The following is a 22,348-nucleotide window of genomic DNA, read 5'->3' as shown; positions in this document are numbered from 1 at the left end:
GGCGTGGGTGGGGCAGCGTAGGAGATCTCATCCGCGAACCGCGCCGATATTCCCGGCCATCGCGGACAAGGTCCTACGGGGGAGGAATACCGTGCTTCCCGGCTACCTGTAGGAGCGGGCCCTGCCCGCGAAATCGCGCGCAGGGCGCGCTCCTACAAGGGAATGGTGCGGGTGGGGCGGCGTAGGCGACCCAGGACTTTGCCTTTCCAGCAGGTTCCGTATACGTTACATAACACATGACTTGTCACGTATTCAGAACATGGACTATTCCCTCATCTCGACCCGCCTGGGTGAGCAGATTCGACAGAGGCGCCTGAATCGCGGGCTGACCCAGGCCGCGCTTGCCTCCATGGCCGGGCTCACCCGACAAAAGATCATCGCCGCCGAGAAAGGCAGCCTGTCGGTCGCCATGATGGCCTATGCCCGCATCCTCGGCGCCCTGGATTGCGAGTTCGCGCTCGTACCAGCGGCGAGGCCTACGCTGGAAGAAATCCAGGGAGTGTTCGACTGATGCCGGCGACGCTGAAGGTTTCGACGCCAGAAGGTCCGAGCGGAAGACTCTTCAGTAGCGCGGATGACTACCTGTTTCGCTATCAGGAAGGGACGGATGCGCGCACCGCGGTCAGCCTGCTCATGCCCGTGCGCCTGGAAGAGTATCGCCATCGCGAGTTGCACCCGATTTTCCAGATGAACCTGCCCGAGGGCTATGTCCTGGAACAACTGCGCAACCGCCTGGCCAAGGTGGCGAACGTGGACCCGATGCTGTTGCTGGCCCTGTCTGGCAGCAGTGCGCCTATCGGACGGGTCCTGGTGAATTCGCAAGAGGTCGATGCGCTACTGCAACGCAGGCAGTTTCCAGGTGAGAAGCTGGAGGAAATCCTGGCCTGGGACGGCACGGACGATATCTTTGCCGAACTGATGGACCGCTACATCCTGCGGGCCGGCATATCGGGCGTACAGCCCAAGGTGCTGGTTCCGGAACACCGGGATTCGGTACCGCAGCGGTTCACCTCGAAAACCTCCGACCTGATCATCAAGAGCGGCCGGGCTGAACTCCCGGGGCTGGCGATCAATGAATTCCTCTGCATGTCCATGGCAAAGGCATACGGCATTCCCGTTCCGGAGTTCTACCTGTCAGACAACGCCAGGCTGTTCGTCATGAGACGTTTCGACAGGGACGAACAACTCGACCCCATCGGCTTCGAGGACATGGCGGCCCTGATGGGGCTCTCTGCGCAACAGAAGTACAGCAAGAGCTATGCAGCCATTGCCAAGGCCATCCGGCTGTTCTGTCCTCCCGAGCATGTGCCGGCCTCCCTGGAACAGCTTTTCGGCATCGTGTCCCTGAGCTGCATCGTCGGCAATGGCGACGCGCACCTGAAGAATTTCGGCCTGCTCTATTCGGATCCGACGCAAGGCGACGCGCGGCTGGCGCCGGCCTATGACATCGTCAATACCACCGCCTATATCCCAGAGGACGTGCTTGCCCTGAACCTTGCCGGCAACAAGTCGCTGTTCGCGTCGCGGCAAGGGCTTCTGGACCTTGCCAGGGCATGTGATGTGGCCCGGCCGGCCGAAGTCATACGCGCTCAGCTGCAAGCGGTGGAAAAGGTGCTGGCGAGCCACCCCGGGCTCTGCGAGCAGGCGCCCCAGGTGGTGGCCGCCATCCGGCGCAGCGCCGAACCCTTCGCCAGGACCTTCGGCTAGGCCCGGCGCGCGGCGGCGTCCAGCTCGGAAGCCAGGACGATGCGGTCGCGTCCCTGCCCCTTGGCCTCGTACAGCGCCTGGTCGGCCCGACGCAGCCACTCGGTGGCGTCGGGCATGGCCGGATCGAAGCCGGCGATGCCGATGCTGAGGCTGACACGCAATTCCGGCACCCGCTCCCACTCCTCCCCGGCCAACTCGCGGGACAGCCGCGCCAGGACCTCCCGCGCCGCCTCCGGCTGCAGCCCCGGCAACAGCACGCAGAACTCATCGCCACCATAGCGCCCGGCCAGGTCCTCGGCGCGCAGGTGGCTGCGCATGAACTCGCTGAGCCGACGCAACACCAGGTCGCCGATCACGTGCCCGTGGCGGTCGTTGGTGGTCTTGAAGTGGTCGACGTCGATCAATGCCAGCGAAGCGGGCTTCTGCGCCTGCCGGCAATGCTCGAAGGCCTGCTGCAGACGCTCCTTCCAGTAGCCGCGGTTGAACAGTTGGGTCAGGCTGTCGGTACGGCTCAGGTCGCGCAGCGCCTTCTTGTGCCGCGACAGTTGGATGGCCAGCCGATAGAGCACCAGGCCGATGGTCATGGGGTGGATGACCAGCATGGGAATGCAGGCATACAGCTCGGCCTGGGAGGTGTCAGGCGAGAAACCGAAGCCCAGCACCAGGCCGGACAGCACCATGCCGAGCGCCTGCAGCACGAACCCCTGAGCCACGAACCACGCCCCGCCCGCGGCGGTGTTGTTCATCGCCAGCATAGAAAGCATCATCACCGAAGGCAGCACGTTGAACTGGATGGTGGCGATCCAGAACCCACCCATCAGCGAATCGAAGAGCACGAAACGCCGCTCCAGCTCCTTGGGCCGCGGCGAACGCGAAGTGATCTGGTAGGCCATCAGCGGCCACAGATAGCAGAACCACAACAGCAGCCCCCACAGCCACGGCGAATGCCCCTTCCCCCAGAGCACACCGGCGACACAGAAAAACCCCACGGCCAAGCCCACCGCGCGCGGCAAAAGCACGCGCTGGGCATAGGAACGGCTGAACCTGGCGGACTCACTCGACTGCTTCACAGACCGCTCCCTTCCTCACCGAAAGCTTCCCTGGGCAGCGGGAGTATAGTCCGGCGAATGATGGCAGTTCGATAGCGCCCGAGCGGCAAGTACGGCGGCTTTGGAGCCAGAAAGCAAAAGGCCCCGCCGAAGCGGGGCCTTTGCCAGAGATGGTGCCGGTAAGAGGAATCGAACCCCCGACCTTCTCATTACGAATGAGCTGCTCTACCGACTGAGCTACACCGGCGGGCGGGAGGCACTTTAACAGCAGTTCCCCTACACATCAACGCTCAGAGAGGAGTGTCTGCATTAAACAATGCGTCTAGCCTAGCGAAAACCGCAAAGTGCATTGTTTCGTAGACGCGGATCAGAGGAAAAATGCTCACACAACTCAGATAAAAGATGCTGCCCCGGGCTATTTTCATAATCCAGCACCGACCATTGCAGTGTCTTAAAATTTAAATACCTGAAAAACCCTCGACCATCCTTATCAACACTAAAGTACACCATCTCATCCCCTTTAATAGAGGCAAGATCTTTTTTCAGCAAGAGCTCATTATACCTATCATACCTTAGGCTAACATACCCATTCTTCTCCACCTGATAATAGTCAGCCCCCTGAGCGAACGCTGCACCCTCATCGGGATCTTTCTGCAAAATAGCAGGAACAGAAAAACCAGTCTCCAAAAAGAAATATCTCTCACCATGCAAGCCAAACAAAGATTGACCATCCAATTTCACCTCACCATCAACCCCCAAGAATTCTTTTACAGTGGGGAAAATATCCAGAAGGCTTACCATTTTATCGTGAACAGCAGCTTTGTTTACCAATTTACCGCCTCGATATTCTTGATATGCGAGCAACACCTTAAATTGCTCAGGGACTGTGACTACTGTTCCGTGTCCCCAGCCCCCAAGGAGAACATCCTCACCTCCGTCTCGAAGAGATGAAAAACGACGAAAGTCTCTGTCAAATGACTCGCCATGATCAGAGATAAAGAAAACGAGAGCATTTTCCAGATACCCACCGGACTGTAAGTCTTTCATCAACGAATAGAACTGACCATCAACATCCGACAGAGCCCCTAGATACCGCCCATACATCTCATCACCACGCGCATCTTCTACAACATCTCTTGAGTATGGCCAGTGAGCACCACAGAAGTGAAACACCATCATCTTTCCGGTGTTCCCGACCTGCAAAGAAGAGCTCAGCCCGTAATATATATCACTTAAAAACTCCCCGGTAGAGTACGATATATCTACAGCTCTATTAGATCTCACAAATGGAAAAAACCAACCACCTATACGAAAAGAGCGAAAAAAATTAATAAGAGGCACATCTGATATACCCCCCAAAACGAAATCACCTACTCCAACCCTAGGCCCCACAATATTATCAAATCCATATTGCTCATCAAAATTTGCAAAGCGCCGCTCATCCATAGCATAGAAAGTTTCATACCCACGTTCTTCCTTTAAAAAATCTGTAAGTAACGGCACATCCCTTTTAATCATTGAATACGAAGTCAGATTGAATCTTGCACCGGTAGCTTGTGGGTCGCGCCCGCTCAAAACACTCATCCATGACGGAAATGTTCTAGCCATAGGAGTCACTGCATTAGAGAACCTTACACTACGACTTAACTCATAACTGAGCGACGGCATTAACCCAGAAGAGAGAGCACTTGGTCGCAGCGAGTCAAAACCTATTATCAGTATATTTGGCATATTTGGCCGTTCCTTTCTCACTACCTGCTCTGCCCCTCCATTTACCTCATTCATATGGGCCGAAAAACCAAGAACCAACAATAGGAAACCAAATAGGCTCAAAGCCGGACGCCTCACAACTATACGTCCTACCCCCCAAACAATTACCAATCCACTACAACCAACCAAGACATAGAAAAGTGAATAACTAGAAAATGCACTACTCCATGCACCATCTGGAAACTCAACAGAGTTGAGTAGCAACAAAGCTAAAAAGCTCAACAACAACAAAAGCCAATAACATTCCCTAGCTCTCCCCCTTTCCCACCCCAAACCAACCCTGAAAAAAAATGCACCTAGCGCTACCACCAAAGCCCAAAAGACACAAAGAGAAAAAATAGAAAAAAAGAACCAAAGAACATCATTCAAAAAGCTAGAGGACAGCAACTGCTCCAAGTCGATCGAAGATATAACCTTTTTATCCCTCCCCCCAACAACTCGGAAATAACCATTTACGGCAAGCATTAGAGAATTTAAAAAAAACAAGACACCAGCCCCCTTCAAATAAAGCCAGGCGCCATTACCAACACAGAACCTAGTAGTCCCTTTCACTTGAATAGTCCTTAAATTTTTTCAAAAAAACGAATCTTCTGCCCCAGCGAAATATGCTCCCCCGACAAGAATTCGCTGATTCAAAACGCGAGATACAGAATTATAAAACAAAAAAGCCCTGCTAAGGCAGGGCTTTTCTTACAGCAAACATCTAGCCTTTAAAATCAGCTACCAGCTGCACCGCAACTACCCGGACGATATTTGGCGGCAAGCGTAGTGCTGCAAGTCCAAGTACCATCATCAGCATCACGGGTCCAAGTAATAGTTTCACCATTGAAATTAGCTGCATTACCACCCCTAGTAGTACAAGCGATAGTAGTTGCGGTAACCGCTACCGAGCAGTAGGTGGTAGTTGCAGGCACACCAATATAACCATTATCAGTAGCAGTGGTCGAGGGAGTCTTACCTTCATTCACAGCGACTTCAAATGCGGTTTTCCCGGGGGTGATTTCGGAAAGGGCCGCGGCAGCCTGGGAACGTACGGTGTAATCCTGATAGGCCGGCAGGGCGATTGCAGCCAGAATACCGATGATCGCGACCACGATCATCAACTCGATAAGGGTGAAGCCTTTTTGAGCCTTCATGAAACTCTCCTTGAGATGGGTAGAGGTCTAGCGACCTGTCAGAAACCAAGCACGTGTCGTGCCAAAATTCCCACACCCAAAATCCAAAGGCCTAAGCAAAAACCTACAGCCAAAGAAATCATTCGAAGGCAATATCTGACAAAAAATGGCACATCGCTACTGGCGCATTTGGCACAGTCGAGTCGGTGCGTTATAAGACCTTCCATCTCAGCTCGAACAATGCCTCCCCATGAACGATCAAGTCGTGCTATCCGGCCTCGCCCGTCAGTTGGTCATCGCCGAGCTACTGGACGAAAGAAGCGCCCAGCAGGCCCAGCAGCAGGCTCAACGCAACAAACTTTCGCTGGTGACCTACCTGGTGCAGAACAAGCTGGTGAAGAGCCGGCCTCTGACCGAGCTAGCCGCCGATCAGTTCGGTGTCGCCTTCTGCGACCTGACGGCCATCGACAAGGACGGCATTCCAAAGGAATTGATCAGCGAGAAGCTGGTGCGTCAGCATCGCGTCATTCCACTCTGGCGGCGCGGCAACAAGCTATTCGTAGGTATATCTGATCCCACGAATCATCAAGCCATCACCGATGTTCAGTTCAGTACCGGCCTGACCACCGAGGCGATTCTGGTCGAGGACGACAAGCTCGGCGACACCATCGAAAAACTCTTCGAAAGTGCCACCGGCGGCCTGGACGATCTGGCCGATGTCGATCTGGATGGGCTGGATATTGAAAGTGGTGACGCAGACCGCAAGGAAGAAAGCATTGGAGGCGATGCTGACGACGCTCCGGTAGTCCGCTTCGTCAACAAGATGCTACTGGACGCTATCAAGGGAGGTTCATCGGACCTGCACTTCGAGCCCTACGAGAAGATCTACCGCGTACGCTTCCGTACCGACGGCATGCTGCATGAGGCGGCCAAGCCTCCTATCCAACTGGCTAGCCGTATCTCGGCGCGCCTAAAGGTGATGGCTGGCCTGGATATTTCCGAAAGGCGCAAGCCTCAGGACGGCCGCATCAAGATGCGGGTGTCCAAGAACAAATCCATCGATTTCCGCGTCAACACCCTACCTACTCTGTGGGGGGAGAAAATCGTGATGCGGATCCTCGACTCGGCCAGCGCGCAAATGGGGATCGACTCGCTCGGCTACGACGAGGCTCAGAAGGAACTCTACCTGGAGGCGCTCAAGCAACCTCAGGGCATGATCCTCGTGACCGGCCCGACCGGCTCCGGCAAGACCGTATCCTTATATACCGGCCTGAATATCCTCAATACTCCGGACATCAATATTTCCACCGCCGAAGACCCTGTGGAGATCAACCTGGAAGGCATCAACCAAGTCAACGTCAACCCTCGCCAGGGCATGGACTTCGCCCAGGCGTTACGTGCTTTCCTGCGCCAGGATCCAGACGTAATCATGGTCGGCGAGATTCGCGACCTGGAAACCGCCGAGATCGCTATCAAGGCGGCGCAGACCGGCCATATGGTGATGTCCACGCTGCACACCAATAGCGCTGCGGAAACCCTGACGCGCCTGCTGAACATGGGCGTGGCCTCCTTCAACCTGGCTACCTCCACCAACCTGATCATCGCCCAGCGCCTGGCGCGCAAGCTCTGCCCGCACTGCAAGAAGGAACACGACATCCCCAACGAAACCCTCCTCCACGAAGGCTTCCCCGAGGACCAGGTCGGCAGCTTCAAGCTGTACTCCCCCGTGGGGTGTGAAAATTGCAAGAACGGCTACAAGGGCCGCGTGGGTATTTATGAAGTGGTTAAAATCACGCCGGCGCTGCAGCGGATTATCATGGAGGAAGGCAACTCCATTCAGATCGCGGAGCAAGCCCGCAAAGAAGGCTTCAATGACCTGCGCACCTCGGGCCTGCTCAAGGCCATGCAAGGCATTACCAGCCTCGAGGAAGTCAACCGCGTGACCAAGGATTAATCCATGGCGGAAAAAGCACTGAAGATGAGCGTCTTTACCTGGGAGGGTACGGATCGCAAGGGCGGGAAGGTAAAAGGGGAGCTTTCCGGCACCAATACCGCACTGGTCAAGGCACAACTGCGCAAGCAGGGCATCAACCCGACCAAGGTACGCAAAAAGGGTATTTCGCTACTGGGCAAGGGCAAGCGAATCAAGCCCCTGGATATCGCTCTCTTTACCCGGCAGATGGCAACCATGATGGGCTCGGGGGTTCCGCTCCTGCAATCCTTCGACATCATTGCCGAGGGCTTCGACAACCCCAACATGCGCAAGCTGGTCGAGGACATCAAGCAGGAGGTCGCTGCCGGTAACAGCCTCGCCAACTCGCTGCGCAGGAAGCCGCAATACTTCGACGACCTCTACTGCAACCTTGTCGATGCTGGTGAACAGTCCGGCGCACTGGAAACGCTGCTGGACCGCGTCGCCACCTACAAGGAAAAAACCGAGTCGCTGAAAGCCAAGATCAAGAAAGCGATGACCTACCCCATCGCAGTCATCATCGTGGCACTTGTAGTTTCGGCAATCCTGCTGATCAAAGTCGTCCCCCAGTTCCAATCGGTGTTCGCAGGTTTCGGAGCCGAACTGCCCGCCTTTACCAAGATGGTCATCAACTTGTCAGAAGTGCTCCAGAAATGGTGGATTATTGTCCTGATAGCACTATTTATAATTGCCTTCGCCCTGAAGGAGGCGCATAAACGATCGGAGAAATTCCGCGACTCTGTTGACCGCGGCATTCTGAAACTACCGATCGTAGGCGGCATTATCTACAAGTCCGCTGTTGCCCGGTATGCACGCACGCTAGCAACCACCTTCGCAGCAGGCGTTCCCTTGGTGGAGGCGCTGGACTCGGTTGCCGGCGCTACTGGCAACGTCGTTTTTCGTAATGCTGTGAACAAAATCAAGCAAGACGTCTCTTCGGGTACTCAACTCAACTTTTCCATGCGTACCACTGGAGCGTTCCCCACGCTGGCAATACAAATGGCCGCCATAGGTGAGGAATCCGGCTCGCTGGACGCAATGCTGGACAAAGTGGCCACCTACTACGAAGAAGAAGTCGATAATGCCGTCGACAACCTCACCACTCTGATGGAGCCGATGATCATGGCCGTTCTTGGTGTATTGGTAGGCGGCTTGGTCATCGCCATGTACCTCCCTATCTTCCAACTCGGCAACGTCGTCTAAATGCCTGTACTCGACTTCCTGGCCAGCCACGCGCTGGCCTTTGTTTTATGCGCCGCCCTACTCGGCCTGCTGATTGGCAGCTTCCTCAACGTAGTTATCCACCGCCTGCCAAAGATGATGGAACTGGAGTGGCAGCAACAAGCGCGTGATGCGCTTTCCCTGCCCCAACCCGAGAAAAAGGCCACCTACAACCTGGTTCTGCCCAACTCCCAGTGCCCGCATTGCGGTCATGAAATCCGTGCCTGGGAGAACATCCCCGTAGTCAGCTACCTGGCCCTACGCGGCAAGTGCTCGGCCTGCAAGGCGCCGATCAGTGCGCGTTATCCGCTGGTCGAGCTGGCCACCGCTTTGCTTTCCGGTTTCGTTGCCTGGCATTTCGGCTTTACCTGGCAGGCCGGGGCCATGCTGTTGCTGACCTGGGGGCTGCTGGCCATGAGCCTGATCGACGTCGATCACCAGCTACTGCCGGACGCCTTGGTGCTGCCGTTGCTCTGGCTGGGGTTGATCGTCAATTACTTCGGGCTTTTCACCAGCCTGGGCGATGCGCTCTGGGGCGCGGTGTTCGGCTACCTGAGCCTGTGGTCGGTGTACTGGTTGTTCAAGCTGCTGACCGGCAAGGAAGGCATGGGTTATGGCGACTTCAAGCTGCTGGCCATGCTCGGCGCCTGGGGCGGCTGGCAGGTGTTGCCGCTGACCATTCTCTTCTCGTCCCTGGTCGGGGCCGTGCTGGGCGTCATTCTGCTGCGTCTGCGCAATGCCGAGACCAGCACGCCGATCCCCTTCGGGCCCTATCTGGCCATCGCCGGCTGGATTGCGCTGCTCTGGGGTGATCAAATAACCACTACCTATCTGCAGTTCGCCGGTTTCCGGTAGCTCCTGCTCGAACGCTGGCTCGCCCGGGCCCCCGCGTTCGCGGGGCGACGGGGAGCCTGGCGCGAGGAGTACGATGAAACCCTGGATTCTTGGCCTCACCGGCGGCATCGGCAGCGGCAAGAGCGCCGCCGCCGCCCACTTCGCCAACCTCGGCGTGCACATGGTGGATGCCGACCATGCCGCGCGCTGGGTGGTCGAGCCCGGCCGGCCGGCGCTGGCGAGTATCGTGGAGCGCTTCGGCGAAGCCATGCTGCAGCCCGACGGCACCCTGAACCGCGCCGCCCTGCGCGAGCGCATCTTCCAGTCCGCGGAGGAGCGCCGCTGGCTGGAGCAGTTGCTGCACCCGCTGATCGGCCAGGAGATCGCCAGCAACCTGGCGCAGGCCGAGTCGCCCTATGCCATCCTGGTTTCGCCGTTGCTGGTGGAGTCCGGGCAGCATCGCATGGCCCAGCGGGTGCTGGTGGTGGACACGCCCGAGCACCTGCAGCTGGAGCGCACCGTGCGCAGGGACAACGTTTCCGAGGAACAGGTGCGCGCCATTCTCCAGGCGCAAGCGCAACGCGACGACCGCCTCAAGCATGCCGATGACATACTGCTGAACGACCGCGATCTCGGCCACCTGCAGCGCGAAGTGGAGCGCCTGCACGACTTTTATCTCAGCCTGCGCGGAGGACGCCCATGAGCCAGCCCCTGACCGTTGAATGCCCGACCTGCGGCGCCCCGGTGGAGTGGAGTGCCAAGAGCCTCTACCGCCCCTTCTGTTCCGAACGCTGCAAGCTCATCGACCTGGGCGCCTGGGCCGCCGAGGAGCATGCGATTCCCGGCAACGATCTGGAGGACGATGTGTTCTCCGGGGAGTTGGATGCCCCGCCGCTGCGGGGGCATTGAGGGTTCGCCGAGTTGGATGGGCCGGCCTGTTGGCCGGCATCGCGGATGAATCCGCTCCTACACCTTCCCCCGTAGGATGGTGTTGAGCGAAGCGATACCCATCACCGCGACCGCATGGGTTTCGCAAGCTCAACCCATCCTACAAAGAGCATCTCGGCGCAGTCGGCAAGACTGTTGCTCCTACGAACCAACCAGAGACTTCACGGTTGCGCCCTGGCCCACGCCGGGGTGTAGACTGACGAGAATTGCAGCAGAGGCCCGAATCATGAGCGCCCGACTTTCCCCCATAGTCTCCGAGTTCGAAACCCCGGAGCAGGCAGCCAGCCATGATCGCTGGTTCCGCCAAAAGGTGCAGAAGTCCCTTACAGACAACCAACCAGGGCGTCCCCATGACGAGGTAATGGTCGACATGGACGCCATCATTGCCCAGGCCGAAGCCCGGCGCCAGGGCAACGACTAGTGCTATCGATCATCTGGCGCAGGAGTGCCAGTGATGACCTCGCGACCATTCTCGCCTATATAGCCAACGAGGATCCCCAAGCAGCAAGGCGCCTCAAGGAACGCGTGGAGTCTGCCGTGCTGCCGTTGGCCCAGCATCCCTACCTTTACCGTCATGGACGAGTACCCGGCACACGAGAAGTCGTGATCCACCCCAACTACATCCTGGTTTACCGGATCGACGCTGAATGCATCGAAGTAGTCAGCGTCCTGCATTCGCGCCAGGAATATCCCTGATCGTCTTCACGGCCGCATGAACGCGTAGTCACGCTCCTCGTCGAGGTTCTCGGCGAGGAAGTGCAGTTCGTGCGCCAGGTCTTCTTCCGTGCGGACCTGGGCGTTGGCCCGCACCACCGAGCTGAGCAGGGCGCGCAGCACCAGTTGCGTGTCCATGCCCGCTGCTTCGGCTTCCAGCAGCAGTTCGTGAAGGTGTTGTTCGGCCCAACTGTGAATGCTCATGCCGTTCTCCATTGCTGTGGGGCAGCAGAGTGTTCCGGCGTGGCGATCACGGCGAACTGACCTGGATCAATCCGAGGAAAAGGATGACAGCGGCGAATTGGCTGTCATCAACGCGGCTCATCCTCGTCGTCCTTGCCCTCTTCCTTCTTCTCTTCCTTCCAGGGCGCCTGCAGGTAGCGGGTGCGGTTGAAAGTTTCCAGCCAGTCCGGGTAGAAGACCACCAGGCCGGTGACCACGGTGCCGTTGATGAAGGCCTCGGGGAACATGATCAGCCACAGGTAGCCGATGAAGTCGTCCAGCCAGGGCGGCATCGGGAAGATGCCGTCGACCCACAGCAGGCCCAGGCCCAGCAGCATGCAGCACAGGGCCGCCAGCGCCGCGGGGAAGAAGCCCGAGCAGAAGATGTAGACGAACAGGTTGCGCGGCTGGCGGCGCTCGACGAACAGCGCCGCCATTTCGGTGATGAACACCGGCACCAGCACCAGCAGCACGCCGTTGACGCCGATCGCCGCCCAGTCCTGGCGCCCCAGCAGGCACAGGCCGAGTTGCGCCACCAGGCCGACGAGCAGCGCCAGCGGCCAGTCCAGCAGCAGGGTCACCGCGGTCATGCCGATGAAATGGAACGACAGCCCCGAAGCGAAGTCCCGGCGCACCAGCCACAGCAGGAACAGCGCCAGCATGGTGCCGAACACCAGGTGCTGGCGGCGGAAGTCGCTGACCATTTCCACCCAGGGCGCTCGCCATGCGGCGAGGGCCAGCGCGGGCAGGTAGATCGCCCAACCCAGGGCCAGGCTCTCTTCCGAGAGCAGTTGCGCGGCTATCACTTGGCGACCTGCTCCAGCGCCTCACGCAACGCGGGCGCCGAGGTATAGGCCTGGCTGACGAGCACCCTGCCCTGCTGCAGGCTTATCCACAGCACGCTGTCTTCCGGCACCTGGAAGTGGCTGGCCACCCGCGGTTCGCGGTCGAGCAGCACGCGGTAGTTGTAGTCACGCATGACCGGCACGGCGAACATCTTCGAGATCAGCGAGGGCATGCGGCTGATGTCAGCGACGAAGACCGCGTGGCGTTGCTCCAGGTAACCTTGCGGGCGCCCTTCCAATGCTGCCTTCATCAACTTGCCGCCGGCCATGTCGCGGGCCACCAGCAGGACCTTCAGGTCATCGTTCTGGGTGTAGGGCTTGTCGTACTGGTCGAGCAGCGTCCAGCCCGTCGGGGCGCCCTCCTCGCCGGCGGCCAGGGCCAGCAGCGGGACCAGGAATAGCAAGAGTGCGGCGCAGGTTCTTCTGATGTTCATGCTCAGGCTCCGGCGGAATAGACCAGGATGTCGTCGCGCCGCCCCCAGCCGGCCTGGCCCTCCCAGAAGGCCAGCGCTTCGGGCGCGTCGCGCAGGACGAAGACATGGGACTTGCCGATGCCCAGCCGCGCCAGGCGTGCCAGGGCCTCGTCGAGCATCCTCCGGGCCAGCCCGCGGCCGCGGTAGGGCGCGTCCACCACCAGGTGCTGCAGGTAGCCGCGGCGGCCGTCATGGCCGACCAGCAGGCTGCCGATCAGCGCACCCTCGGCCTCCAGCACCAGGCTGAGGTCGGGGTTGCGCGCGAGGTAGGCGGCGAAGGGTTCGAATTCGTCGTCGCGGCGCAGCTGGATGCCCGGCGTGCGTTCCCAGAGGGCGATGAGCCGCGGGTGGTCGGCGGTCGAGGCGCTGCGCAGGAACATGCTGAAGGGCTCCGGGGAAGGATCGCCACAGTGTACACAGGGCGCCGCCGATTCCGCCGCTTTTGCCCCGCCGCGGGGTGAGGCGCCATGTCGCAGCGGGACCGAAGCGCCAGCAGCGGCTAAGCTGTTGATATGAATGAAGCCGATTACCTGCACCTGCTCCGGCGCCAGGCGGAACTGGCCAATGAGTTCCTCTCCAACGCGCGCAAGTGGGACCGGGAATGCTGGGCCTGCGAGCGCCTGCTGCAGACGCTCAAGGTGCCCTTTCGCCAGGACGAGTTCATCGCGCCGGAACAGCAGCCGCCGGACGTGCTGTTTCGCGATGCCTGCTTCGAGGTGTTCTTCGTCCTCGACGAGGGCCGCCGGCTCAACGAGGAATGGCGCGACGAACTGCAGCGCCGGCGCCTGGCCCAGAGCCTGCGCCAGCTGATCCGCCGCGAGCAGAAGCCCAGGCGGATCAACTGCGCCGAGCTGCAGCGGCGCCTGGCGCCGACCCTGCGCAAGAAGGCGCACAACTACAGCGAGCGCGGCATCGACCCGGGAGAACTGGACCTGCTCGCCTTCGTCAGCCTCAAGCGCGAAACGCCGGACTTCAACACCCCTTTTCCGCCGCCCACCGAGTTCCTGCGCCAGGGCTGGCGTTCGCTGTCGCTGGTGGGGCCGAACTTCGCCCGGGTGATCTTCGCCCACGACGACGCCCCGGACTTCCTGCGCGACCAGCTCGGCCGCGTGGTGCTGCTGGACAACGGTGTCGGGCTCTGACCGCCGGGTCGGATTGAGCGCGAGCCAACAGCCGACTAGAATGCTCGGCATTAGAAACGGAGGCCGCCCATGCCCAGTCGCTTGAGCCCCGAAGACCAGCAGAAGGTCGAGCAGTACCTCAGCTCGCCCGTTCACCAAGTCGAGCGTGCACCTTTCAAGCCCTGGCTGATGATGGCCGGGCTCACCCTCGTGGTCATCGTCCTGGGACTGCTCAGCCGCCTCCTGGCCTACCTCGCGCACTAGCAGCGCCGCCGGCCCGCACAGGATTCCCTAGCTATGAGTACGTCCCATGTCCCATCGTATCGTGATCGTCGGCGGCGGCGCCGGCGGGCTGGAGCTCGCGACCCGTCTCGGCCGCACCCTGGGTAGGAAGGGCCGCGCCCAGGTCACCCTGGTCGACGCCAACCTCACCCACATCTGGAAACCCCTGCTGCACGAAGTGGCCGCCGGCTCGCTCAACTCCTCGGAGGATGAGCTGAACTACGTCGCCCAGGCGAAATGGAACCACTTCCAGTTCCAGCTCGGCCGGATGAGCGGGCTGGACCGCGCGACCAAGCGCATCCAGCTGGCCGCCACCCTCGACGAGGACGGCCGCGAGCTGTTGCCGGCGCGCACCCTGGACTACGACACCCTGGTCCTGGCCATCGGCAGCACCACCAACGACTTCGGCACCGCCGGGGCCGCGCAGCACTGCATCTTCCTGGACACCCGCGAGCAGGCCGAACGCTTCCACAAGCAGTTGCTCACCCACTACCTGCGCGCCCATGCCCGCCAGGGCGAGGACGACCAGATCAGCGTGGCCATCGTCGGCGCCGGCGCCACCGGCGTCGAGCTGTCGGCCGAGCTGCACCACGCCGCGCAGGAGCTGGCAGCCTACGGGCTGACCGGCATCCAGCCGGAGAACATGCGCATCACCCTGATCGAGGCCGGCCCGCGGGTGCTGCCGGCGCTGCCCGAGCGCATCAGCCAGCCGGTGCACCGCACCCTGGAGAAGCTCGGCGTGCGGGTGATGGTCGGCTCGCCGGTCAGCGAGGTGACCGCCGAGGGCCTGAAGACCGCCAGCGGCGAGTTCATCCCCGCCAGCCTCAAGGTCTGGGCCGCCGGCATCCGCGCCTCCAGCCTGCTCAAGGACCTGGATGGCCTTGAGAGCAACCGCATCAACCAGTTGGTGGTGCGCCCGACCTTGCAGACCACCCGCGACGAGAACATCTTCGCCTTCGGCGACTGCGCCGCCTGCCCGCTCGGCGACGGCAGCGAACGCAACGTGCCGCCCCGCGCCCAGGCCGCGCACCAGCAGGCCTCGCTGTTGGCCAAGTCGCTGGTGGCGCGCCTGGACGGCAAGCCGCTGGGGGAATACCGCTACACCGACTATGGCTCGCTGATCTCGCTGTCGCGCTTCAGCGCCGTGGGCAACCTCATGGGCAACCTGATGGGCAGCGTGAAGCTGGAAGGCTGGCTGGCGCGGATGTTCTACATCTCGCTGTACCGCATGCACCAGATGGCGCTGTACGGCGTGACGCGCACGGCGCTGATGATGATCGGCGACCGCATCGGGCGCAGCACCGAGCCGCGCCTGAAGTTGCATTGACGCGCCGGGAAACGGCGGATAACCGCGAACGGTTATGCGCCCTACGCCGAGGCGCCTTTCGTAGGATGGGTTGAGTTTACGAAACCCATGCGGTCGCGGTGATGGGTATCGCTTCGCTCAACGCCATCCTACGCCAGGGGGCCCGTACGCCTGTAGGAGCGGATTCATCCGCGATCCGCCCCGTGCTCCCTGTAGGAGCGGGCCCTGCCCGCGATTCGCGCGCAGGGCGCGCTCCTACAGGAGGGTTCGGCGGTGGGTTTATTGTTCGCGAGCAAGCTCGCTCCTACGAAAAGCCGTACCCGTCCTCCGCGATGTTTTTCCAGGCATGAAAAAGCCGCCCCGAGAGGCGGCTTTTTCGTACCACTGGCTTGCCTTAGAGCGCTGCGACCAGCGCCGGGGCCGGGAGGCCCTGGAAGTCGATCGACATCATCAGGCTCAGCACGCTGATGGCGATGATGGAGAACGCGAACAGCTTGCGTGCCCACAGGCGATCGTCTTCGGCGCGGAAGCCCGACACGGCGATGAACAGCCACCAGGCGCTGACCGCCAGGGCCACCACCAGGTAACCGTAGCCGGCGAAGCCGGTCAGGGTCAGCAGCAGGGTGGCGGCGCCGAAGGCCAGCACGTAGTAGAGGATCTGCCGCTTGGTCGCTTCGATGCCACGCGCCACCGGCCACACCGGGATACCCGCCGCCTTGTAGTCGTTCAGGCGGAAGATGGCGATGGCGTAGGAGTGCGGCATCTGCCACAGGCAGAAGATCAGCAGCAGCACCGCGGCGCCCATGTCGAAATGACCGGCCGCGGCGCAGTAGCCCACCACCGGCGGCATGGCCCCGGAGAGGCTGCCCACCAGCGTGCCGTAGATCGAGGTGCGCTTGAGCCACAGGCTGTAGAAGCCGACGTAGACCACGAAGCCGAACGCCGCCATCAGGGTCGCCTGCAGGTTGGTCTTCCACAGCAGCAGGCCGAAGCCGGCTAGGCCGAGCACCACGCCGTGGGCCAGAGCGGCCTTCAGCGAGATCTGCCCGGTCACGGTCACGCGGCCGCGGGTCCGCTCCATGTGGCGGTCGATGTCGCGGTCGATGCAGTTGTTCAGCACGCAACCACTGGCCACCACCAGCGACAGCCCGATCACCGTCGCCAGCAGCAGCATCGGGTCGACACTGCCGCGCGCGGCGAGGAAGAAGCCCCCCGCCACGGCGATCAGGTTGCCGAAGATGATGCCCGGCTTGGTCACCAGGAGATAACGCTTCAGCTTCACGTCGTCAGCCTCAGTTCACCATCGGCATCATCAGGCCATCGGCGCTGAAGATGATCCACAGCGACAGGCCCACCACCAGCAGGATGACGATCACCGTGAAGATGAACGCCATCACGTTCCAGCGGCCTTCCGAGGACATGTTCATGTGCAGGAAGCACACCAGGTGCACCACCACCTGCACCAGGCCGAGGATGACCATGGTGAGGATGGTCGCGTGGCGGGTGAAGCCGCCGTCCATGACCATGTAGAACGGAATCGCGGTGAGGATGATCGACAGCACGAAACCGATTGCGTAGGAACCCAGGCTGCCGTGGCCGGCGCCGTGGTTGTCGTGTGCAGCGGCGCTCATTACACGGCCCCCATCAGGTAGACGACTGTGAATACGCAGATCCAGACGATGTCCAGGAAGTGCCAGAACAGGCTCAGGCACATCATGCGGGTGTTGGTCTGCGCGGTCAGGCCACGGCTGCCGATCTGCGCCATCAGCACCAGCATCCACAGCAGGCCGGCGGTCACGTGCAGGCCGTGCATGCCGACCAGGGTGAAGAAGGACGACAGGAACGCGCTGCGGCTCGGGCCGAAGCCTTCGACGATCAGGTGATGGAACTCGTTGACTTCCATCGCGATGAACGCGGCGCCGCAGAGGAAGGTCACGCCCAGCCAGGCGATGGCCTTGGCCTTGGCGCCCTTGTGCGCGGCCAGCATGGCCAGGCCGTAGGTGCAGCTGGAGATCAGCAGGATCGCGGTTTCGACGGCCACGTAGGGCAGTTCGAAGATGTCCTTGCCGCTGGGGCCGCCGGCCGTATGGCCGACGAGCACAGCGTAGGTGGCGAAGACACTGGCGAACAGGATGCAGTCGGTCATCAGGTACAGCCAGAAGCCGAAGACCGTCATGCCACCCGCGTCGTGGTGTTCGTGATCGTGGTCATGCCCCGCTTCGTGGGCGACCGAGTGTTTGCTCAATACTGCCGTAGACATGGATCAGACCTGTTTGGCGAGTTGCTGGAAGTGGCGGTTCTCGATGCGCTCGATCTCGTCCGGCTGGACGTAGTAGTCCAGGTCGGTGACGTAGCTGCGCACGATGACGGAGGCGATCATGCCGACGAAGCCGATGCCCGCGAGCCACCAGATGTGCCAGATCGCAGCGAAGCCGAAGATGAAGGCGAACAGCGCGATGGAGAAACCAGCGGCGGTGTTCTTCGGCATGTGGATCGGCTTGTACGAGGCCGGGGCCTGGTAGGCGCGGCCGTTCTGCTTCATTTCGTGGAAGGCGTCGACGTCACGCACCACCGGCAGCTCGGCGAAGTTGTAGTACGGCGGCGGCGAGGAAGTGGACCATTCCAGGGTACGGCCGCCCCACGGGTCGCCGGTCACGTCGGCCAGCTGCTTGCGGTTCTTGATGGAGACGAACAGCTGGATCAGCTGGCTGAGGATGCCGAACAGGATCAGCACGGCGCCGAAGAACGCCACCACCAGGTACGGCTTCCACAGCGGGTTGTCGTAGTGGTTCAGGCGACGGGTCATGCCCATGAAGCCGAGGATGTATAGCGGCATGAAGGCCATGTAGAAGCCGACCAGCCAGCACCAGAAGGAACGCTTGCCCCACTTCTCGTCCAGCTTGAAGCCGAAGGCTTTCGGGAACCAGAAGACGAAGCCGGCCAGGTAGCCGAACACCGCGCCACCGATGATGGTGTTGTGGAAGTGGGCGATCAGGAACAGGCTGTTGTGCAGCAGGAAGTCAGCGCCCGGAATCGCCAGCAGAACGCCGGTCATGCCACCGATGGTGAAGGTGATCATGAAGCCCAGGGTCCACAGGATCGGGGTGTCGAAGCGCAGGCGGCCGCGGTAGATGGTGAACAGCCAGTTGAACAGCTTCACCCCGGTGGGGATGGAGATCAGCATGGTCGCAACGCCGAAGAAGCCGTTGACGTCGCCGCCCGAACCCATGGTGAAGAAGTGGTGCAGCCACACGGTGAAGCCGAGGAAGGTGATCGCGGCGCTCGCCCACACCATCGAGGTGTAGCCGAACATGCGCTTGCCGGCGAAGGTGGCGGTGACTTCGGAGAAGATACCGAAGGCCGGCAGGATCAGGATGTACACCTCAGGATGGCCCCAGGCCCAGAAGAGGTTGATGTACATCATGGCGTTGCCGCCGAGCTCGTTGGTGAAGAAGTGCATGTCCAGGTAGCGGTCCAGCGACAGCAGGCCCAGGGCCGCGGTCAGGATCGGGAAGGACGCGACGATCAGGATGTTGGCGAAGGTGCAGGTCCAGGTGAAGATCGGCATCTGCATCAGCTTCATGCCCGGGGTGCGCATCTTGAACACGGTGACCAGGAAGTTGATACCGGTCAGCAGCGTACCCATGCCGGATATCTGCAAGGCCCAGATGTAGTAGTCCACACCCACGCCCGGGCTGTAGGCCAGCTCGGACAGCGGCGGGTAGGCCACCCAGCCGGTACGGGCGAATTCGCCCAGGCCCAGGGACACGTTGACCAGCATCGCACTGACCACCAGCAGCCAGAAGCTGAGGGAGTTCAGGAACGGGAAGGCCACGTCGCGGGCGCCGATCTGCAGCGGCACGGCCAGGTTCATCAGGCCGGTCATGAAGGGCATGGCCATGAAGATGATCATGATCATGCCGTGCGCGGTGAAGATCTGGTCGTAGTGCTCAGGCGGCAGGAAGCCGTGGTTGGCGCCTTCGGCCAGGGCCAGCTGGCCGCGCATCATGATGGCGTCGGCGAAGCCGCGCAGCAGCATGATCAGGGCGACGATGATGTACATCACGCCGATCTTCTTGTGGTCGATGGAGGTCAGCCATTCGGTCCACAGGTAGGTCCACTTGCGGTAGTAGGTGATCGCGCCGAAGACGCCGATGCCCAACAGGGCAACGACCGCCAGCGTGACCATGATGATCGGCTCGTGATAAGGCACGGCCGACAGAGTCAGTTTCCCGAACATCTGCGCGGTTACTCCTGGATACTCGGATTGGATTGCGATTCTGCTTCGCCTTCGGCGTGCTCGGCCTTGCCCTTGCCCATGGCCAGACCGGCACGCTCGTGCTTGGTCAGGATGTGCTGGAACAGGTCCGGGGTGACCGAGGAGAAGTAGGTAGCCGGAACGTTCTCGCTCGGCTTGGCCAGCTCGGGGAAGCCTTCCTCGGTGAGGCCGGCCTGGGCGGACTTGACCTTGGCGACCCAGTCCTGGAAGCCCTGCTCGGAAGTGGCGATGGCCTTGAACTTCATGCCGGAGAAGCCGCTGCCGCTGTAGTTCGCGGAGATACCGTCGAACACGCCTTCTTCGTTGGCGATCAGGTGCAGCTTGGTCAGCATCCCGGTCATCGAGTAGATCTGGCTACCCAGTTGCGGGATGAAGAAGGAGTTCATCACGGTGTCCGAGGTGATCTGGAAGTTCACCGGGGTGTCTTTCGGGAAGGCGATCTCGTTGACGGTCGCGATGCCCTGTTCCGGATAGATGAACAGCCACTTCCAGTCCAGCGAGACGGCCTGGATGGTGATCGGCTTGACGTCGGAATCCAGCGGGCGATAGGGGTCCAGCTTGTGGGTGGATTCCCAGGTCAGCCAGCCGAGGATGGCGATGATGATGCAGGGCACCAGCCACACCACCACCTCGATGCGGGTGGAGTGCGCCCAGTCGGGCATGTAGGTGGCCTTGGTGTTGGAAGCGCGGTATTTCCAGGCGAATGCCAGGGTCATGACGATGACCGGCACCACCACGAGCAGCATCAGCAGGGTGCAGGTGATGATCAGCGACTTCTCGTCGACGCCGATCTGCCCCTTGGGGTCGAACAGGACCATGTTGCAGCCACCCAGCGAGAGCAGGGGGAGCAGCACGGACAATCTCTTCAGGTATCCAGAGTACTGGTCTATTTTCATCTTGCGGCCTTAATGGATGAACATAGCTACACCGCCCATGAGATTTACCCACGCAGGGTTCATGCTCGACGAACTGCCCGCCGCGCCTTCCAAGGCGAGACGTCTTAGTGGATCCATGGGGTAGCGAATCGGCGCTGCAAGAAAACAAGGCAAAAGGAACCCAGCCCGGCTTTCGCGTAGCGAAACCGATCCGTGTGCTGATTCGTTCCGTGTTATTCAGCGTGTTGGCGCCTGCCCTGCCGCTTCCTCGGAAGCCTGCCTGGCCGACACCTGTTCACGAGCGGATTGCCCTACTCGTTGTTGAGCGGAAACCCACCACAGTCAGCCCCTCGTTGTTATTCCAGCACCGCCTGCGGCGGGTGCCTGCCAAGGTTCTGCGACGCTGGAACCGAGGCGCTATGGGGTCAGGAATGGGCGGGCGATATTACAAGACATTTCAGAAACCACTGGCAAGGCCTGATGGTCTCATTTTTAACAAGACATTATCTCGCCAGAGTTAAGAGTGGCCGCCGCGAGTGCTCGAAAAACGAGCAATTCCCACAGGAAATGCAAGGTTGGAAAGGCGCTTTCCGGAGCCCTCCGAAAGCCCTCGCCAGGAGGGCTGAATGCCCCGGCTGGCGCGGCATCCAGCCGCATCGGAAGGTGCCTTGTCGAGGTGCCCTAGAACAACCTCGCAAGGCTGGAAATGATCTCGATCAAGAGAGCTGGAAAAGCTGTCGCAAACGCCCTGCGCAGAGTGCGACACATCGCCGCAGCAAGCGATTCGGGCGGGAAAAGCGTTTCAGATTCTAACGGCGTGGCCGTTTTTGACTGGGCAAAATCCGGCCGGATATGACTGATTTCGCGATGAGTACAAACGGCGAAAAACATTAGCTCGGCGAAATGACAGCGTGATTAGTTTTGTATTTCAGTAAGGTTTCAGTCGTACCAACTGACGCTAAAGGGATGATTCGGCTCTTCGTAGGAGCGAGCTTGCTCGCGAATGGAGGGATACCGGACGGGTTCTCAAGAGCCCCTCTCCCCAGCCCTCTCCCTGAAGGGAGAGGGGGCTTGTCCGTGCCGCGAGGAGGAATGGTTTCAGCTGGAAACCTTCGGCGCTGCCGGCTAACTCAGGAATACCCACGCACTCCGAACGGTCCCCTCTCCCTTCAGGGCGGGGCGCGTAGCCGAGGGTTAGGGAGAGGGAGCGGAGTGGAACCAAAGCGCAGATATCACCGGCCGGTTCGCGAGCAAGCTCGCTCCTACAAGCCCCAGCCCAAACACCCCAGACAAAAAACGAAAAAACCCGCAATCTCAACGAGACTGCGGGCTTTTCGATTGCCGTTCACCTGGGCGACCGGCTGGAAGATGGTGGGTCGTGTAGGATTCGAACCTACGACCAATTGGTTAAAAGCCAACTGCTCTACCGACTGAGCTAACGACCCTCGATATGGTCGGGGTAGAGAGATTCGAACTCCCGACATCCTGCTCCCAAAGCAGGCGCGCTACCGGACTGCGCTATACCCCGCTTGGAAGTTGGCTCCGCGACCTGGACTCGAACCAGGGACCCAGTGATTAACAGTCACTTGCTCTACCGACTGAGCTATCGCGGAAC

The 22,348-nt window shown here is 60.6% G+C and carries 24 protein-coding genes and 4 tRNA genes; 12 read left to right on the top strand and 16 right to left on the bottom strand.

The genetic code is table 11. The annotated features are described in order from the left end of the window. The first annotated feature begins 259 nt into the window (after positions 1 to 259). On the top strand, positions 260 to 511 hold the full coding sequence (locus tag PcP3B5_RS05305) for a helix-turn-helix transcriptional regulator (protein WP_043318092.1): 252 nt from the start codon (positions 260 to 262) through the stop codon (positions 509 to 511). Then, on the top strand, positions 511 to 1,707 hold the full coding sequence (locus PcP3B5_RS05300) for a type II toxin-antitoxin system HipA family toxin (protein ID WP_061560728.1): 1,197 nt from the start codon (positions 511 to 513) through the stop codon (positions 1,705 to 1,707). The genes PcP3B5_RS05305 and PcP3B5_RS05300 overlap by 1 nt, the downstream gene beginning before the upstream one ends. On the opposite strand, the gene PcP3B5_RS05295 is transcribed toward PcP3B5_RS05300, so the two are convergent. From PcP3B5_RS05295 to PcP3B5_RS30525, 4 genes are all read right to left on the bottom strand, one after another. Continuing rightward, positions 1,704 to 2,708, bottom strand: a complete 1,005-nt coding sequence (locus tag PcP3B5_RS05295; RefSeq protein WP_420820162.1) for a diguanylate cyclase — start codon at positions 2,706 to 2,708, stop codon at positions 1,704 to 1,706. The two genes, PcP3B5_RS05300 and PcP3B5_RS05295, sit on opposite strands and share 4 nt — an antisense overlap. Positions 2,709 to 2,927: 219 nt before the next feature. After that, positions 2,928 to 3,003, bottom strand: a tRNA-Thr gene (locus tag PcP3B5_RS05290). 80 nt (positions 3,004 to 3,083) lie between these two features. Beyond that, complete coding sequence (locus PcP3B5_RS30530) at positions 3,084 to 5,078, bottom strand: sulfatase-like hydrolase/transferase (RefSeq protein ID WP_145923854.1); 1,995 nt, start codon at positions 5,076 to 5,078, stop codon at positions 3,084 to 3,086. Positions 5,079 to 5,242: 164 nt separating this feature from the next. Beyond that, positions 5,243 to 5,662: a pilin gene (locus tag PcP3B5_RS30525; protein ID WP_082816254.1), complete on the bottom strand. Its 420-nt coding sequence runs from the start codon at positions 5,660 to 5,662 to the stop codon at positions 5,243 to 5,245. A gap of 229 nt (positions 5,663 to 5,891) precedes the next feature. On the opposite strand from PcP3B5_RS30525, the gene pilB reads away from it, so the two are divergent. The 7 genes from pilB to PcP3B5_RS30520 all read left to right on the top strand — a co-directional run bounded on the left by pilB (position 5,892) and on the right by PcP3B5_RS30520 (position 11,312). Next, the gene (pilB, locus tag PcP3B5_RS05280; RefSeq protein WP_061560725.1) at positions 5,892 to 7,595 is read left to right on the top strand and encodes a type IV-A pilus assembly ATPase PilB; all 1,704 of its coding nucleotides are present in this window, start codon (positions 5,892 to 5,894) and stop codon (positions 7,593 to 7,595) included. Between the two features lie 3 nt (positions 7,596 to 7,598). Then, positions 7,599 to 8,816 carry a type II secretion system F family protein gene (locus PcP3B5_RS05275; RefSeq protein ID WP_061560724.1) on the top strand — a complete coding sequence of 406 codons (1,218 nt, stop codon included), beginning with the start codon at positions 7,599 to 7,601 and terminating at the stop codon, positions 8,814 to 8,816. Then, positions 8,817 to 9,689 (top strand): prepilin peptidase, encoded by an 873-nt coding sequence (locus tag PcP3B5_RS05270; protein WP_061560723.1) that lies wholly within the window; start codon positions 8,817 to 8,819, stop codon positions 9,687 to 9,689. A 73-nt stretch (positions 9,690 to 9,762) separates the two neighbouring features. Further along, complete coding sequence (gene coaE, locus PcP3B5_RS05265) at positions 9,763 to 10,371, top strand: dephospho-CoA kinase (protein WP_009617624.1); 609 nt, start codon at positions 9,763 to 9,765, stop codon at positions 10,369 to 10,371. Beyond that, positions 10,368 to 10,577, top strand: a complete 210-nt coding sequence (yacG, locus tag PcP3B5_RS05260; protein ID WP_043272268.1) for a DNA gyrase inhibitor YacG — start codon at positions 10,368 to 10,370, stop codon at positions 10,575 to 10,577. Before coaE ends, yacG begins: the two co-directional genes overlap by 4 nt. Before the next feature lie 265 nt (positions 10,578 to 10,842). Further along, on the top strand, positions 10,843 to 11,037 hold the full coding sequence (relB, locus tag PcP3B5_RS05255; RefSeq protein WP_009617620.1) for a type II toxin-antitoxin system RelB family antitoxin: 195 nt from the start codon (positions 10,843 to 10,845) through the stop codon (positions 11,035 to 11,037). Further along, on the top strand, positions 11,037 to 11,312 hold the full coding sequence (locus PcP3B5_RS30520; protein WP_024128153.1) for a type II toxin-antitoxin system RelE/ParE family toxin: 276 nt from the start codon (positions 11,037 to 11,039) through the stop codon (positions 11,310 to 11,312). Before relB ends, PcP3B5_RS30520 begins: the two co-directional genes overlap by 1 nt. A gap of 6 nt (positions 11,313 to 11,318) precedes the next feature. On the opposite strand, the gene PcP3B5_RS05245 is transcribed toward PcP3B5_RS30520, so the two are convergent. The 4 genes from PcP3B5_RS05245 to PcP3B5_RS05230 form a co-directional block, all read right to left on the bottom strand. Beyond that, on the bottom strand, positions 11,319 to 11,534 hold the full coding sequence (locus PcP3B5_RS05245) for a hypothetical protein (protein ID WP_061560722.1): 216 nt from the start codon (positions 11,532 to 11,534) through the stop codon (positions 11,319 to 11,321). Between the two features lie 107 nt (positions 11,535 to 11,641). Beyond that, positions 11,642 to 12,358 carry an energy-coupling factor ABC transporter permease gene (locus PcP3B5_RS05240; RefSeq protein WP_061560721.1) on the bottom strand — a complete coding sequence of 239 codons (717 nt, stop codon included), beginning with the start codon at positions 12,356 to 12,358 and terminating at the stop codon, positions 11,642 to 11,644. Beyond that, positions 12,355 to 12,831, bottom strand: coding sequence for a hypothetical protein (locus tag PcP3B5_RS05235; RefSeq protein ID WP_061560720.1), 477 nt, complete (start codon positions 12,829 to 12,831; stop codon positions 12,355 to 12,357). The genes PcP3B5_RS05240 and PcP3B5_RS05235 overlap by 4 nt, the downstream gene beginning before the upstream one ends. 2 nt (positions 12,832 to 12,833) lie before the next feature. Next, entirely contained in the window at positions 12,834 to 13,250 is a 417-nt protein-coding gene (locus PcP3B5_RS05230; RefSeq protein WP_058071484.1) for a GNAT family N-acetyltransferase, read from the bottom strand. Between the two features lie 132 nt (positions 13,251 to 13,382). Here PcP3B5_RS05230 and PcP3B5_RS05225 point away from each other — a divergent pair, with 132 nt between their 5' ends. The 3 genes from PcP3B5_RS05225 (at position 13,383) to PcP3B5_RS05215 (ending at position 15,600) form a co-directional block, all read left to right on the top strand. Continuing rightward, entirely contained in the window at positions 13,383 to 14,012 is a 630-nt protein-coding gene (locus PcP3B5_RS05225) for a DUF1780 domain-containing protein (protein ID WP_009617612.1), read from the top strand. Between the two features lie 69 nt (positions 14,013 to 14,081). Then, positions 14,082 to 14,255, top strand: a complete 174-nt coding sequence (locus tag PcP3B5_RS05220; RefSeq protein WP_009617611.1) for a DUF3094 family protein — start codon at positions 14,082 to 14,084, stop codon at positions 14,253 to 14,255. Between the two features lie 46 nt (positions 14,256 to 14,301). Beyond that, positions 14,302 to 15,600, top strand: a complete 1,299-nt coding sequence (locus PcP3B5_RS05215) for an NAD(P)/FAD-dependent oxidoreductase (RefSeq protein WP_061560719.1) — start codon at positions 14,302 to 14,304, stop codon at positions 15,598 to 15,600. 373 nt (positions 15,601 to 15,973) lie between these two features. Here PcP3B5_RS05215 and cyoE read toward each other — a convergent pair whose 3' ends face one another. The 8 genes from cyoE to PcP3B5_RS05175 all read right to left on the bottom strand — a co-directional run bounded on the left by cyoE (position 15,974) and on the right by PcP3B5_RS05175 (position 22,346). Continuing rightward, positions 15,974 to 16,861 (bottom strand): heme o synthase, encoded by an 888-nt coding sequence (gene cyoE, locus PcP3B5_RS05210; protein WP_009617609.1) that lies wholly within the window; start codon positions 16,859 to 16,861, stop codon positions 15,974 to 15,976. 10 nt (positions 16,862 to 16,871) lie between these two features. After that, the gene (cyoD, locus tag PcP3B5_RS05205; protein ID WP_009617607.1) at positions 16,872 to 17,210 is read right to left on the bottom strand and encodes a cytochrome o ubiquinol oxidase subunit IV; all 339 of its coding nucleotides are present in this window, start codon (positions 17,208 to 17,210) and stop codon (positions 16,872 to 16,874) included. Beyond that, positions 17,210 to 17,839, bottom strand: coding sequence for a cytochrome o ubiquinol oxidase subunit III (cyoC, locus tag PcP3B5_RS05200; RefSeq protein WP_009617605.1), 630 nt, complete (start codon positions 17,837 to 17,839; stop codon positions 17,210 to 17,212). Before cyoC ends, cyoD begins: the two co-directional genes overlap by 1 nt. Positions 17,840 to 17,842: 3 nt before the next feature. Continuing rightward, entirely contained in the window at positions 17,843 to 19,819 is a 1,977-nt protein-coding gene (gene cyoB, locus PcP3B5_RS05195) for a cytochrome o ubiquinol oxidase subunit I (RefSeq protein WP_009617603.1), read from the bottom strand. An 8-nt stretch (positions 19,820 to 19,827) separates the two neighbouring features. Further along, the gene (gene cyoA / locus PcP3B5_RS05190; protein WP_009617601.1) at positions 19,828 to 20,754 is read right to left on the bottom strand and encodes a ubiquinol oxidase subunit II; all 927 of its coding nucleotides are present in this window, start codon (positions 20,752 to 20,754) and stop codon (positions 19,828 to 19,830) included. A gap of 1,348 nt (positions 20,755 to 22,102) precedes the next feature. Next, a tRNA-Lys gene (locus PcP3B5_RS05185) sits at positions 22,103 to 22,178 on the bottom strand. 6 nt (positions 22,179 to 22,184) lie between these two features. After that, a tRNA-Pro gene (locus PcP3B5_RS05180) sits at positions 22,185 to 22,261 on the bottom strand. Positions 22,262 to 22,270: 9 nt separating this feature from the next. Then, a tRNA-Asn gene (locus tag PcP3B5_RS05175) sits at positions 22,271 to 22,346 on the bottom strand. Positions 22,347 to 22,348 lie beyond the last annotated feature (2 nt).

This window comes from Pseudomonas citronellolis (genome assembly GCF_001586155.1).
In the GTDB taxonomy this organism is placed as follows: domain Bacteria; phylum Pseudomonadota; class Gammaproteobacteria; order Pseudomonadales; family Pseudomonadaceae; genus Pseudomonas; species Pseudomonas citronellolis.
This window is presented reverse-complemented; position numbering and strand designations above follow the sequence as displayed.

What these genes read in the sequence shown, in the direction of transcription:
- PcP3B5_RS05305 (WP_043318092.1), top strand. Translation starts at nt 260, where the DNA reads ATGGACTATTCCCTCATCTCGACCCGCCTGGGTGAGCAGATTCGACAG.
- PcP3B5_RS05300 (WP_061560728.1), top strand. Translation starts at nt 511, where the DNA reads ATGCCGGCGACGCTGAAGGTTTCGACGCCAGAAGGTCCGAGCGGAAGA.
- PcP3B5_RS30525 (WP_082816254.1), bottom strand. Translation starts at nt 5,662, where the DNA reads ATGAAGGCTCAAAAAGGCTTCACCCTTATCGAGTTGATGATCGTGGTC.
- pilB (WP_061560725.1), top strand. Translation starts at nt 5,892, where the DNA reads ATGAACGATCAAGTCGTGCTATCCGGCCTCGCCCGTCAGTTGGTCATC.
- PcP3B5_RS05275 (WP_061560724.1), top strand. Translation starts at nt 7,599, where the DNA reads ATGGCGGAAAAAGCACTGAAGATGAGCGTCTTTACCTGGGAGGGTACG.
- PcP3B5_RS05270 (WP_061560723.1), top strand. Translation starts at nt 8,817, where the DNA reads ATGCCTGTACTCGACTTCCTGGCCAGCCACGCGCTGGCCTTTGTTTTA.
- coaE (WP_009617624.1), top strand. Translation starts at nt 9,763, where the DNA reads ATGAAACCCTGGATTCTTGGCCTCACCGGCGGCATCGGCAGCGGCAAG.
- yacG (WP_043272268.1), top strand. Translation starts at nt 10,368, where the DNA reads ATGAGCCAGCCCCTGACCGTTGAATGCCCGACCTGCGGCGCCCCGGTG.
- relB (WP_009617620.1), top strand. Translation starts at nt 10,843, where the DNA reads ATGAGCGCCCGACTTTCCCCCATAGTCTCCGAGTTCGAAACCCCGGAG.
- PcP3B5_RS05245 (WP_061560722.1), bottom strand. Translation starts at nt 11,534, where the DNA reads ATGAGCATTCACAGTTGGGCCGAACAACACCTTCACGAACTGCTGCTG.
- PcP3B5_RS05235 (WP_061560720.1), bottom strand. Translation starts at nt 12,831, where the DNA reads ATGAACATCAGAAGAACCTGCGCCGCACTCTTGCTATTCCTGGTCCCG.
- PcP3B5_RS05230 (WP_058071484.1), bottom strand. Translation starts at nt 13,250, where the DNA reads ATGTTCCTGCGCAGCGCCTCGACCGCCGACCACCCGCGGCTCATCGCC.
- PcP3B5_RS05225 (WP_009617612.1), top strand. Translation starts at nt 13,383, where the DNA reads ATGAATGAAGCCGATTACCTGCACCTGCTCCGGCGCCAGGCGGAACTG.
- PcP3B5_RS05220 (WP_009617611.1), top strand. Translation starts at nt 14,082, where the DNA reads ATGCCCAGTCGCTTGAGCCCCGAAGACCAGCAGAAGGTCGAGCAGTAC.
- PcP3B5_RS05215 (WP_061560719.1), top strand. Translation starts at nt 14,302, where the DNA reads ATGTCCCATCGTATCGTGATCGTCGGCGGCGGCGCCGGCGGGCTGGAG.
- cyoD (WP_009617607.1), bottom strand. Translation starts at nt 17,210, where the DNA reads ATGAGCGCCGCTGCACACGACAACCACGGCGCCGGCCACGGCAGCCTG.
- cyoC (WP_009617605.1), bottom strand. Translation starts at nt 17,839, where the DNA reads ATGTCTACGGCAGTATTGAGCAAACACTCGGTCGCCCACGAAGCGGGG.
- cyoB (WP_009617603.1), bottom strand. Translation starts at nt 19,819, where the DNA reads ATGTTCGGGAAACTGACTCTGTCGGCCGTGCCTTATCACGAGCCGATC.
- cyoA (WP_009617601.1), bottom strand. Translation starts at nt 20,754, where the DNA reads ATGAAAATAGACCAGTACTCTGGATACCTGAAGAGATTGTCCGTGCTG.